Source organism: Streptomyces sp. A0592, assembly GCF_004795115.1.
Classification (GTDB): domain Bacteria; phylum Actinomycetota; class Actinomycetes; order Streptomycetales; family Streptomycetaceae; genus Streptomyces; species Streptomyces erythrochromogenes.
Window position 1 is genome coordinate 140,664 of record NZ_SSBM01000014.1, and the last position, 12,147, is coordinate 152,810.

11 protein-coding genes and 1 tRNA gene are annotated in these 12,147 nt (G+C 73.5%); 1 reads left to right on the forward strand and 11 read right to left on the reverse strand.

What is annotated here, in order from left to right; genetic code table 11:
- Positions 1-21: 21 nt before the first annotated feature.
- The 10 genes from E6U81_RS21310 to E6U81_RS21355 form a co-directional block, all read right to left on the reverse strand.
- Entirely contained in the window at positions 22-1,140 is a 1,119-nt protein-coding gene (locus tag E6U81_RS21310; protein ID WP_136231683.1) for a glycosyltransferase family 4 protein, read from the reverse strand.
- Entirely contained in the window at positions 1,137-2,381 is a 1,245-nt protein-coding gene (locus E6U81_RS21315; protein WP_168714697.1) for a polysaccharide pyruvyl transferase family protein, read from the reverse strand. The genes E6U81_RS21310 and E6U81_RS21315 overlap by 4 nt, the downstream gene beginning before the upstream one ends.
- Positions 2,378-3,778: a lipopolysaccharide biosynthesis protein gene (locus E6U81_RS21320; protein WP_136231685.1), complete on the reverse strand. Its 1,401-nt coding sequence runs from the start codon at positions 3,776-3,778 to the stop codon at positions 2,378-2,380. The genes E6U81_RS21315 and E6U81_RS21320 overlap by 4 nt, the downstream gene beginning before the upstream one ends.
- The gene (locus E6U81_RS21325; protein WP_136231686.1) at positions 3,771-4,922 is read right to left on the reverse strand and encodes a glycosyltransferase family 4 protein; all 1,152 of its coding nucleotides are present in this window, start codon (positions 4,920-4,922) and stop codon (positions 3,771-3,773) included. Before E6U81_RS21325 ends, E6U81_RS21320 begins: the two co-directional genes overlap by 8 nt.
- Entirely contained in the window at positions 4,919-7,210 is a 2,292-nt protein-coding gene (locus tag E6U81_RS21330) for a DUF2206 domain-containing protein (RefSeq protein ID WP_136231687.1), read from the reverse strand. Before E6U81_RS21330 ends, E6U81_RS21325 begins: the two co-directional genes overlap by 4 nt.
- Positions 7,207-8,334 (reverse strand): glycosyltransferase family 4 protein, encoded by a 1,128-nt coding sequence (locus tag E6U81_RS21335; RefSeq protein ID WP_136231688.1) that lies wholly within the window; start codon positions 8,332-8,334, stop codon positions 7,207-7,209. The genes E6U81_RS21330 and E6U81_RS21335 overlap by 4 nt, the downstream gene beginning before the upstream one ends.
- Entirely contained in the window at positions 8,334-8,759 is a 426-nt protein-coding gene (locus E6U81_RS21340) for a hypothetical protein (protein WP_136231689.1), read from the reverse strand. The genes E6U81_RS21335 and E6U81_RS21340 overlap by 1 nt, the downstream gene beginning before the upstream one ends.
- Positions 8,756-9,469, reverse strand: coding sequence for a glycosyltransferase family 2 protein (locus tag E6U81_RS21345; RefSeq protein ID WP_240803942.1), 714 nt, complete (start codon positions 9,467-9,469; stop codon positions 8,756-8,758). The genes E6U81_RS21340 and E6U81_RS21345 overlap by 4 nt, the downstream gene beginning before the upstream one ends.
- Positions 9,470-9,724: 255 nt before the next feature.
- Positions 9,725-10,669, reverse strand: coding sequence for a LamG domain-containing protein (locus E6U81_RS21350; protein ID WP_168714698.1), 945 nt, complete (start codon positions 10,667-10,669; stop codon positions 9,725-9,727).
- Positions 10,670-11,085: 416 nt separating this feature from the next.
- Positions 11,086-11,159: transfer RNA gene (locus E6U81_RS21355), tRNA-Pro, on the reverse strand.
- A 109-nt stretch (positions 11,160-11,268) separates the two neighbouring features.
- Between E6U81_RS21355 and E6U81_RS21360 the strand changes: the two genes are divergently transcribed.
- Entirely contained in the window at positions 11,269-11,751 is a 483-nt protein-coding gene (locus tag E6U81_RS21360; RefSeq protein WP_136231692.1) for a DUF309 domain-containing protein, read from the forward strand.
- Here the strand turns inward: E6U81_RS21360 and E6U81_RS21365 are convergent.
- Positions 11,748-12,143 (reverse strand): VOC family protein, encoded by a 396-nt coding sequence (locus E6U81_RS21365; protein WP_136231693.1) that lies wholly within the window; start codon positions 12,141-12,143, stop codon positions 11,748-11,750. The two genes, E6U81_RS21360 and E6U81_RS21365, sit on opposite strands and share 4 nt — an antisense overlap.
- Between the last annotated feature and the right edge of the window lie 4 nt (positions 12,144-12,147).

The following is a 12,147-nucleotide window of genomic DNA, read 5'->3' on the forward strand; positions in this document are numbered from 1 at the left end:
GGCCCGGAAGCCGGCCGGCGGTCACAGCGAGCGGAACAGCTCCACGTACCGGGCCAGGAGGCCGTCCCAGGCGAACCGCTCACGCACGGTACGCAGCCCCGCCTCGCCCAGCCGGTCCGCCAGCGCACCGTCCTCCAGGAGCCGCCGGCAGGCGCCCGCCAGGGCGCCGGGGTCGCCGGGCGGTACCAGCAGACCGGTCCGCCCGTCCTCGACGACGTACGGGATGCCGCCGACCCGCGAGCCCACCACCGGGGTGCCGCAGGCCATCGCCTCGACGAGGACCATGCCGAACGACTCCGCCTCGGTGACGGAGGGCAGGACCAGTACCGCCGCCTCGCGGACCGCCCGCACGAGGGCGGGCCCGGTCAGTTCGCCGGACGCCGTCACCCGGTCCGCGAGGCCGAGGGAGGCGGCCAGGGCGAGCTGGTCCGCGACCGCGTCGCCGCCACCGACCAGGCGCAGCCGGGCGCCGGGTACCCCGGCCAGGGAGCGGACGAGGACATCGACCCCCTTCCACGCCGAGGACCGGTCGATGCGGCCGACGTAGAGGAGGGTCGGCGGGCGGGTGGAGGGCGGCGGGCCCGGGGTGAAGCGGCCGGTGTCGACACCGGGGCTGATCTCCAGGGCGCCGGGCCGCCCGGCGGCCAGGGAGACCGGGGACACGGCGACGAGGGCGCGGGCCCGGCCGAACACCCGGGGCAGGAAGCGGCGTTCGTAGAGGCCGATGAGGCGGTCCGCGGCGCCGGTGCCGGGGCCGCCCTTGAGCATCGAGCCGGCGTGGTAGGTGAGCACGGCCGGGCGGCGGCCCGCCACGGCCACGGCGATGTCGCCGAGTCCCGGTACGGGGGCGTGTGCGTGGACCACGTCGGCGCCCGTACGGCGCAGCCAGTACCGCAGCTGGAGCGGCCACAAGGGGCTCATGGGCGTGTTGGAGAGCCTGAACCAGGAGCCGAGCCGGACGACCCGCACGCCGTCCTCCACGCTGGTGCGGGTGCGCAGGCCGGGCCCGCTGGTGAGGACGACGGCGTCGAGGCCGGGTGCTTCGTGCACGGCCCGCGCGACCCGGGCCGCGTACTGCTCGACGCCCCCGAGGTGCGGCGGGTAGTAGGGGGTGACGACGGCCACGGTACGGGGGTTCACAGGGCGGCCCGCAGCAGGCCGGGGAAGCCTTCTGCCTCGGCGACGTAACCGGGCAGGCGGCGTCGCAGCTGCTCGCGGTAGCCGGAGTCGTCCTGGAGCAGCGGTGCGACCAGCGCCCACAGCCGGGGATGGGTGACGTCCTCGATCGCCAGCACGTGGGCGCCGAGGCCGAGGTCGGCCATGATGCCGCGGGTCTTGTGCTCGTACTCGATGGCCACGCAGGGCACACCGCTGGTCAGGGAGAAGATCACCGAATGGAAGCGGGTGCCGATCAGGAGGGCGCACTCGCGGTAGACGCCCTTGAGGTCGCGGTAGTCGACCCGGTCCTCGATCAGCAGGGGCGCCGCGGTGCAGTGGGCGGCGATCCGGCGTTCCACGATGCGGTCGTCGTCGCTCAGGTAGTCGGTGCTGACCTGCGGGATCAGCACGACACGCGCTCCGGTGGCCTGGACGGCGTCGATCGTGGCGGCGAGGGCCCGTTCGTAGGCGTCCTGGGCGGCCGGGGCCAGCCAGCGCCTGGCCGTGACCCCGACCAGCCGCTGCTGCGGTGCGACGCCGAGCCGGTCCCGCCAGTCGCAGGACGGGGGCGGATCGAACGCGAAGCCCGAGTCGACGCCCCGGGTGACGGCCGCCTCGGGCAGGCCGCAGCCGCGCAATTGGGCCACGCTGACGTCCTCGCGGGCCAGGACCAGCGGTGACCGGCCGAGGGCCCGGGCGACCAGGCGCCGCTGGAGGGACGAGGGGAACGGGCCGTAGGACTGCGGGGCGAAGACGACGGGCACGCCGGCACGCTGGGCGAGCAGCACCGGCAGAAGGACGAAGAAGACGTTCTGGTGGCCGTCCAGCCCCTTGCGGGCCAGGACGTACCCGCCTCCGGTGGACACCACCAGGTCGGCGCCGGCCAGGGCCTCCGCCTCGCGCCGGGCTTCGGCGGGCAGGGCCCTGCGCAGGACAGCGGCAGCGGACCGGGGCAGCAGGAGGAGGCCCGCGGAGGCCGCGCCGACGTACACCTTCCGCAGGATCCGGCGGGAACGCGAAGCGGTGCCGTCGGCGACGTGGCGGCGGATCGAGCCGAGGTTCGGGGCGCCCTCGAAGGCGGGGTGGACGGCGGGGTCCTCCATGCCGGCGACGCGGACGTCGGCGCCGGGGAACGCCTCGCGGACCTGTCGCAGGCAGACGGAGAGCAGCGCGGCGTCGCCCGCGTTCTCCCGGACGTAGGCGTTGATCACCACGATCTTCACGGGCGGTACCTCTCGGCAGGTGTGGGGGCGGACGACGCGGTGGCGGCGGACGGCGGGTCCGGGAACGTCGGCCCGGGCAGGCGCACGGCGCGCAGTTGGAGGGTGTCGACGGGGGACCAGCCCGGTCCGGGGTCGAGGTCCGGCTCCGGCGGGCGGGGGGCGGAGGGCCGACCGCGCAGCAGGGCGGCGGTGGCGAACAGTCCGGCTGCCAGGTTGCCGATGCCCCAGGCGCAGCCGACCCAGACCAGGCCGTGCGGTGCCCACCACGCGGACAGGCCGATGGTGGTGCACGCGAGGACGGCGTTGGCGGTGATGAGCTGCTTCATCCGCTGGGCGAGCTTCAGCCCGAAACACGCCCAGGTGTTGAGGGCGACGGCGAGGGCGGCGAGGGCGAGCACCCTGAGCAGCCCGCTCGCGGCCGCGGTGTAGCCGCCGCCGAACACCAGCAGGAGCAGCCCGCTGCCGGCCGCGACGACGGCGACGGCGGGGACCTGCACCGCGGCGATGATCTTCGCGGAGCGGCGCAGGAGTTCACCGAACCGGGACGGGTCGGAGGAGACCTCGGCGAAGACGGCCTCGCCCACGGCGGTGGAGACGGAGTTCAGCAGGGCGGCGATCTGGAAGGCGACGAAGTAGTAGCCGGCTTCGGCGGCGCCCAGCTTCTGGAGCACGATCAGCGGGGTGACCAGGACGGGCGCCAGGTTGATCAGGCTGGAGACGTAGCTGGCGGCGGAGAAGCGCAGTTGCTCGCGCAGCCGGGTGCCCCGGGTGCGGAAGTCGAAGCGGAAGCCGAGCCGGCGCCGGAGCAGCAGCAGGGCAGCGGCGCCGGCGACCGCGTAGCCGATGCCCGCCGAGCCGAGGATTCCGGCCGCGCCGAACCCGACCAGGGCGACGGGCGCGGCGAGTTTGGCGAGGCCTTGGAGGATCCCGTCGGACAGCACGTTGTACTGGGCCATGCGGGCGCTGATGAAGACCGACTTGACCAGGAGGTTCAGCGAGGCACAGGCGCAGGACAGGACGAAGAGGGCGGCGAGGTGCGCGTGGTCGCGGACGAACAGCAGCTTGTGCCCGTACCAGGGCAGCCCCAGGAGATAGATCCCGGCGGCGACGCAGGAGACCAGCAGCACCAGGGCGGTGGACTGGGTGATCTGGCCGTTGCGGGCCGCGCCCTCGGCGGGGAAGCGGATCAGGGTGCTGTTGAGGCCGAACATGCTGAGGTAGGAGAGCAGGGAGGTCGCGGAGATCAGCGAGGTGGCCAGCCCGACCTGCTCGGGCGGGTAGAAGCGGGCCACGACCACCCAGAAGAGGAAGCTGAGCCCGGCGGTCGTGACCGTGGACGCCAGGAGGAAGAACGAGCTCCGGAACATCTGGTCCGCGGGCCGGGCGTGCCTACCCACGGCCGACGTCCGCGTAGTGCCCGAGCAGCTCCTTCACGTGCCGGTCCCAGCCGAAGGACGCCTCGGCGAACGCGCGGGCGGCGGCTCCCGTCGCCGCCCGCCCGGCGGCGTCCGCGACCAGGCCGTCGAGCGCGGCGCGCAGCGCGGGGACGGTACGGGGCACGAGCAGGGCGACGTCGCCGTCCAGTCCGTACGGGGCGTATCCGGGGTCGTCGGTCGTGACGACGGGCAGGCCCGAGGCCATGGCCTCCTGGACGGTCAGCGGGAAGCCCTCGGCGGTGGAGGGCAGGGCGAACACGTCGCACGCGCGGTAGGCGTCGGCGAGGTCCTCGGCGGACAGGGTGCCGAGGTGGTGCACGCCGGAGCGTCCGGCGAGGGCCGCGGCGTCCCCGTCACCGGCGAACACGAGGTCGTATGCGGCGTCGCCGGCATGGGCGTCGAGGAGGAGGCCGTACCCCTTCTTGGGGACGAGCCGGCCCGCGAAGAGCACCAGGGTGCGTCCGGGCGGCAGGCCGAGCCGCGCCCTGGCGGCGGCGCGCTCCGCGGGGTCGGCGGGCGGCCGGAACAGGCCGGTGTCCACGCCGTTGGCGAGGTGGTGGCGGGCCTCGGCGCGGGCGCCGAGCCTGCGGACGAACGCGGCGACGTCGGCGTTGACGGTGAGCACCCGGCGGGCGCGGCGGAGCTGGGGCCGGCCCGCAACGGCGTAGACGGCCCGCTGGACGGCGCGTACGAGGGCCGAGGGGTGCGCCACCAGGCCGACGTGCTGGGTCACCACGGTGGGGGTGCGGGTGGCGGCCGCGGCGAGTCCGGCCGCCCAGGAGGAGGCGTAGAGGCAGTCGTGGACGTGGACGACGTCGGCGCGGCGGGCCCAGCGCAGGGCTGCGGGCAGCAGGGCCGGCGAGAACAGCGGGAAGGGGACGCCCGACCGGCGCTCCACCGCGTTGGACGCGGCGACGCGGACGACGCGGACGCCGTCCTCGTGGTGGATCCCGGAGCGGTCGCCACTGGTGAGGACGGTGACCTCGGCGCCGTGCCGGGCGAGGTGGAGCGCTTCGTTGCGGACGACGTTCTCGATGCCGCCCAGGTGCGGCGGGTAGTAGTGGCTGACGAGCAGGACCCGGGGCCGGCGCCGGACGTGGTTCATCGGTAGACCACCGCCCCTTCGTTGCTGTAGATCAGGTTGCGTGTGGTGTCGAGGAGGTCGCGCGGATACCGGTACGTCACGAGGTCGCCCCGGAAGAATACGGTGACCTCGTCCTTGCGGGCCGGCGTGGACCCGAGCAGTACGTAGGACTGGGACCGCAGCAGCGCGGGGTGGACGCTGTCCTGCGTGCGGACGGTCAACAGGGTCTGGAGGCGGCTGAAGGAGTACCGGTCGGTCTGTACGACGAGGTCGTCGCCCGCGGCCCGCTGGTTGAGCCACATGGCGGCGCGGCGGTCCTCGGCGTGCGGGTAGTAGATGTCGTAGGCGGGCCCGGAATTGCTGAGCGCGAGCTGCGCGGGGTAGCCGCCGAGCGCCTTGGGGACGGCCCCGGTCAGGTCGAGCAGCAGTCCGGCGACGAGGACGCACAGCACGGGGACGGCGCGGCGGCCGGCCCGGCGCACCGCCCACAGGGCACCGGCGGCGATGAACGGGGCGAAGAACAACAGGCCCTGCTGGAAGGCGCGGAGCACGCTGTAGTCGACCGACAGCTGCGGCACCAGGGTGAACAGGCCCATCATGGCGAGGGCTCCCACGGTCAGGGTGATCTGGTCGCGGACGGGCGTGAACGGGCTGTTGCGGCCGCGCAGGGCGATCACGAACCCGACCAGGACCAGGACCTGGAGCAGCAGGGCGGCGGCCTGCCGGAGCACCCCGTTGAGGGCGGGCACGCTCAGGCCGACGGCGTCCAGTGCCCGGCCGGCGGGGGTGAGCGGCAGGTTCTCCTTCTCGGCCACGGGCGTGGGGTACTTCGCGAGGGCCTCCAGCGGCAGGTACTTGCCGTCGGCCCGGTCGGCCGTGGTGTAGTCGATGGTGTCCTCGCGGTATTCGGCGAGCCGTTCCGCGGGGGTGACTCCGGCGCCGCCGAAGAGGCTGTAGCGGGTGTCGGAGGAGCCTCCTCGGGCGTCGCCGGCCCCGAACAGGTCGCTCGCGACGACACGCAGTGTGCTTTCGAGCTGGCCGCCGGTGTGGGTGAGGGGGCCGGCCCACAGCAGGGCGAGGACGGCCGGTACGGCCACGGTCCACCAGGTCAGGAACGTCCGCGTCCGGCCTCGGCCGGACGCGCGGTGCGGACGGGCGCGGCCCGGCCGGGAGGCCGCCCGCCAGACCTTGTCCACGGCGAACGCGGTCGCCAGGGTGCCGACGATCACGTAGATCGTCGAGTAGTGGGAGAGGACCACTCCGGCGAGTAGCACGGTGAACACCGCGCGCCGCAGGGGCAGCGGGCGCCGGGAATCCGTCAGGACGAGCATCGCGCAGGCCAGGAGCAGGAAGGCGATGGCCTGCCGGCCCAGGAACGGCATGTCGGTGAAGAAGGTCGGGAACGCCATGAAGAACACGGCGGACAGCAGCGCCACGAGCGGGGACGCCACATTGCGCACCGCGCGGTGGACGAGCACGGGGGTCAGGGCGAAGAGCAGCGGCAGGACGGCCTTGAAGACGTAGATGTCCTCGATGCCCGTGAGCCGGAAGATGCTCACCGGGAGCAGGGTGATGCTCAGGCACGCGTTGTAGGGGTCGGTGTAGGCGGAGATGTCCCAGAAGCCGCCGCCGAGGGTGAGCCGGAAGTAGAGGTACTCGCGCTGGATGTCGTGCCCGGTGATGTACCAGCCGCGCAGGGAGGTGAGCAGCAGCAGGGTGGCGGAGGCGGCGTAGATGCCGATTTCCAGGACGAGCGGGGAGCAGCGTCCGTGGCGAAGCAGCAGGAGGACGACCAGGGCCGTGACGACGACGAGGGCGGCCGTGCTGACGGCGCCGCCCAGGCCGTTGTTGAGCCTGATCGGACCGGCCACGGACAGCACCAGCGCGGCTGCGGCCGCCCAGGCCACCGGGCGGGCGCCGCTCAGGGGGGCGCCGCGCAGGAGGGGGCGTTGCGCCTGGGGGGCGAGGGTTCCGAGGACGAGCAGCACGAGGGTGGTCGCCGAGGCCAGCACCAGCCGGGTCAGGGGCCGTTCCACGCCGAGCAGCGGAAGCACGGTGTTGGCGCCCAGCGCCACGAGGATGTCCAGGAGCACGGCGAGGCCGGCCGCCAGCAGGAGGGAGCCGCTGCGGGTGGAGACCACTTTGTCGGTGAGGCCGCGCAGCAGCAGGACGGGCGCGGCGAAGAGCAGCCACAGGCCGACCGGCGCGAGCAGGAGGGCGGGGACGCCGGGCAGCGTCTCGACGGCGCAGGCGGGGCCGAGGCTCAGCAGGACGCCGAGCCGTCCGCGCAGCCACGTGGGCGGGTTCATATCCCTGCCTTCCGGTACACGAGCTCCACCTGCCGGGTGACTTCCTCCCAGGTGTGGCGGCGGGCCCGCTCGGCGCTGCGGCCGGCCAGCCGGCCGCGCAGTGCGGGGTCGGACGCGAGGCGGTCCACGGCGGCTGCGAGCGAGACCGGGTCCGGTGCGGCCAGCAGGCCGACGCCGCGCAGCAGTTCCGCGTTGCCGGGAACATCGGTGGCCAGGACGGGCAGGGCGGCGGCCATGGCCTCCAGCGCGGCGAGGGGCATGCCCTCGCGGTCGGAGGGCAGGACGAAGACGTCGGCGTCCGCGTAGGCGGCGAGGAGGTCCCCGTCGTACAGCGGCCCGGTGAACTCGACGCGCTCGCCGAGGCCGAGTCCCGCCGCACGGGCCCGCAGGTCGGCGTCGAGCTCGCCGCCGCCGACGACGCGGAGCCTGAGCGGGGCTTCGGCCAGGCTGATCGCGTCGAGCAGGCGCGCGATGTTCTTCTGGGCGCTGAGCCGGCCGACGTAGAGCAGCCGCAGGGGCCGCGGGGTGGCGGCCGCGCCGACCGGGGCGGAGGCAGGACCGGGAACGGGAGCGGGGCGGAAGAACTCCGCGCCGACTCCGTTGGGCACCACGTGCACGCGCGCGGCCGGCACCCGGTAGGCCTCCTCGACGAAGCGGGCCTGCTGCTCGGTCAGCACGATGACCGCTGCGGCGGCGCGGGCGACGCGTCCGAACACGTGCTTCTTGTAGGCGGGCAGGAGTCCGCCGAGGCGCCCGCTGGCGTCCACGTCGAGGTGGAAGTGGAGTACGAAGGGCTGGCGGCGCAGCCGGGCGGCGAGTGCCACGGTCTCCGGCAGCAGGGCGTGCGCGCAGTGCGCGTGCAGCACCGCGCCGCGCGGAGCGGCCAGGAGCGAGCCGAGGAGCCCGGGCGCGATCGCGGTGTGGGCGAACTCGGCGGCACGGTGCCTGCGCACGGTGACGCCGTCCTCCCGGGCCCGCCGCGGCGCGCCGCCGGAACCCAGCGTGGTGGTGACGACGCGGACGTCGTGGCGTGGGGCGAGGCAGCGCGAGAGGTGCAGCACGACGCGCTCGAGGCCGCCGAGGTGCGGGGGGTAGTACGGGGTGATCTGGAGAACGGTGCGCATCAGAGTTCCGGGGGCGGGCCGAAGCGGAAGTGGAGGGTCTGGGGATGCCCGGTCAGCGAGACCCGGACCAGGGCGACGTCGGTCCCCTTGACGCGGATCCGGGCCGTGACCGGGACCGCGGCGCCCTGGTGGGGCTCGACGGGGTAGGTCTCCGTCGCCAGCACCTTGCCGTTCGCGGCCTCCACGGTGAGGGTCGCGGCCAGCGACCGGGCTCCGGAACCGTGGTCGTTCACTGCGAAGGGCACGAGGACGCTCGCTCCGTCGAAGCGCGGGTTCTCGGTGAAGTAGAGCTCGATGTAGGCGGCCTGCCGGCGGGTGAACGAGTCCAGCAGCACCGTCCGCACGGGCGGCAGCGACCACGCGCCCGCGCACAGACCGGCCGCCACCGCGAACACCAGGGCCGCTCGGATCAGACGCTTCCTCATGCCGGGGTGTGCCGCCGTTCGTAGCGCGCGGGGCGCTCTCCGCCGGACCGGCGGAAGCGGTGCTCGAAGAGCTGGCGCAGGTTGGCCATCCCGTCGGGCAGCGCGTTGAGCTTCACCTCGCCCCGGCGGTTGCGGTACTCGATGGGCACTTCGAGGTACCGGTAGCCGGCCCGGGTCGCGGCGTTCTTGATCTCCTGGGAGAAGGCCATGCCGGTCGACTTCACGTCCACGCCGTCCCAGACGTAGCGTCGGAAGACCCACATGCCGGACTGCGAGTCGCGCAGTCCGTTGCGGAACAGGGCCCGGCTCAGGGCGCTCAGCACGTGGTTGGCGACGGTGTGGGACCGCTTCATCGCCGAGCGGTTCTCGCGGCGGAGCCGGTTGGTCGTCATGAACTCGACGTCGGCCTCCGTCAGGGTTCCCAGCAGCTCGGGCAGGGAGTCGAACGGGTAGGTGCAGTCGGCGTCGCCGGTGGCTATGACGTCGCCCTTCGCCGCGCGGAACCCTGCGTGGTAGGCGTTGCCGTACCCCCGCTCCGGCTGGGAGACGACGGTGGCGCCGAGCGCGGCGGCGACTGCGGCGGTGTCGTCGGTGGAAGCGTTGTCGACGACGATGACCTCGGTCTCCCAGCCCAGGGCGCGGAGCGCGCTCGTGGGCACCGAGTTGACCACGGATGGCAGGTTGGGCGCCTCGTTGAGCGCCGGAATCACGACGGAAAGCGTATTCAATTCATCCCCCGGTACCGGACCAGAACGGCGGCCGTGCAAGCGCCGCGGCAACTGAGGACCTTCACATCGTGGAGTCTCGGCCGCACACGTCGAGCCGGGCGGTCTGCTGGGTTTTTCTGCTGCGGACGTCAACCCGGCATCCGGGCCAGCGGTGACCCTATCCGACGCGTGAGACGCCGATCCACCAGGGTGACCTGCCCGCAATGATCGAATCGCGGCGAATCCGGCCCAAAAGGGTCAACCGACCAGCCACGAACCGACAGGCTTGATCTCCTTGTCGAGCTTGCCGCCCTTCAGCGCGAGCACCTGATCCGCAGTCAGCGGCTTGTCCCACACCAGTACGTGTCCGATGACGCCGGCCCAGGGCCCGCTCCAGATCCCGTGGTGGCGGGAGCGGCCCAGCTGCAGCGGCCCCTGGCCCGACCAGGCGGCCGCCACGGGGGCGCGGCCGGCCTCCTTGCCGTCGACGTACAGCGTCAGCGTCTTGCCCTGGGCGTCGTACACCCCGGTCAGCAGGGCCCACGTGCGGACCGTGTTGAGGCCCTCCGAGGTGGCGGCCACGGCGGTGGAGGCGGCGCCCTTCTCGTCGGTCTGCATCCGGAACACCCAGGACTTCTTGCCGTTGCTGTCCTCGCGGCCCAACTCGAAGGAGTACGAGGTGCCGTCGCCCTGGCTGATGGCGAACCGCGAACCGCCGTCGGCCTCGTTGTAGACCCAGGCGGAGACGGTGAAGCTCTTGGAGGCGTCGACGACCGGCTCGGCGGCCTGCGCGTACGAGTTGCCGTTGCTGCGCAAGCGCAGCACGTTGCCGTTGTCCACCTTGCCGAGAACGGCGTCGGGGCTGAGCGCTATGTTGACCTGGCCGGAACGGTCGCGCAGCAGGTTCGGCTCGCCGGGGACGGTGGGCTCGTTGGAGTCCTGGCCGGGCGCGCCGCTCGCCGACTGCGAGGCGCCGCCGGGACCCGGAGACTTCCCCCCCTTGTCGCCCCTGTCCAGGATGAAGAGCCCGGCGCCGACGCCGAGGGTGCAGGCCACAACCGTGATGGCGGCCATCCACATCCGCTTGCGTCTGCGCTGCTGCGACTCGGAACGGTCCGCCATCGCCTGCCAGTCGGGCTGAGGAGGGGGCGTGAACCCGGCCAACTGCTGCTCCGGCTGGGGCTCCAGGGGCGGCTGCTGCACCTGGGGGTGCTGCGGCGCTTCGCCGGCAGAGCCCGGCTGGGACTGTGGCTGTTGGTACGGATTGGGCTGCCAGGCCTGCGGAAATCCGTAACCGCCGGGCGTCCCTTGCGGGTAGCCATAGCCCGCCTGCCCTCCAGCGGGGTCCGGCTGGGGTGTGCTCGGGCGATCCGTACCGTCATTCATGGGACGGATCGTAAGACATGACCGGCGGACCGCCACCAGACGGTACGGCACGAACTCCGGCGGGGCCGTTTTGGGCGGGCACCGGGGCCGCCGGCCGCACCGCGGGATCGCCCGGGGACGGCTCCCCGACCGCTCCGCGGTGCTGCCTGCAGCCGACACCACGGCGCCTGAAACGAGCAAAAGATCACTTCAGAGAGCTCTGAAGTGATCCTTTGATCTGCGACTTCGAAAAGTCGGGACGACAGGATTTGAACCTGCGACCCCTTGACCCCCAGTCAAGTGCGCTACCAAGCTGCGCCACGTCCCGATGCACCTTCGACCTGCGGGTTTCCCCGTGCTCGGCGGCACATGCAGAACATTACCCCACGCCGAGGGGTGTGCATGCACGGGTAATCGGCGAGGGGGAGGATGGGGTGGTGAACACACGGGACAGGGACGGTGAGGGGCGGGCGAGGAGCGCCCGTCCGAGGGACGGGCTGGGGCGGCCGCTGGCCCGCGGAGCGGCCGGTGTGGAGCGGCAGCCCGAGGGGGTCGTGCGCTCGCCCGCGCAGACGGTGCGGGAGGCGCAGCGGCTGCTGGACGCGGGGATGCCCTTCCACGCGCACGAGGTCTTCGAGGATGCCTGGAAGTCCGGGCCCGAGGCCGCGGCCCCGCTGTGGCGGGGGCTGGCGCAGCTCGCGGTCGGGCTGACGCACGCCGCCCGCGGCAACGCGGTGGGCGGGGCCCGGCTGCTGCGGCGCGGGGCCGACGGGATCGAGGGGCTGCACGCGGACCCGTACGGGATCGACGTGCCGGGCCTGGTCCGGTGGGCCCGGGAACTCGCGGGCCGGGTGGAGGCCGGCCCGGCCGTCGACGCCGCACGGGAGGCTCCGCGGCTGAGCGGCGGCAGCGGCAGCTAGCGGAGGGCGGGCTGGAGGAGGTCCCAGCGGTTGCCGTACAGGTCTTCGAAGACGGCGACGGAGCCGTACGGCTCGTGGCGCGGGGCCTCCAGGAAGCGGACGCCCTCGGCCGCCATCCGGGCGTGGTCGCGGGCGAAGTCGTCCGTGTGGAGGAAGAAGCCGACGCGGCCGCCGGTCTGGTCGCCGACGCGGGAGCGCTGGGCGTCGTCCTTGGCGCGGGCCAGCAGCAGGGCGGACTCGGTGGCGCCGGGCGGGCGGACGACCACCCAGCGGGAGCCGTCGGGGCGAGCCGTGTCCTCGGCCAGGTCGAAGCCCAGGGCGCGGGTGTAGAAGTCGATGGCCTCGTCGTAGTCGTGGACCACGAGGGCGGTCAGGGCGATGTGGGATGACATGGCC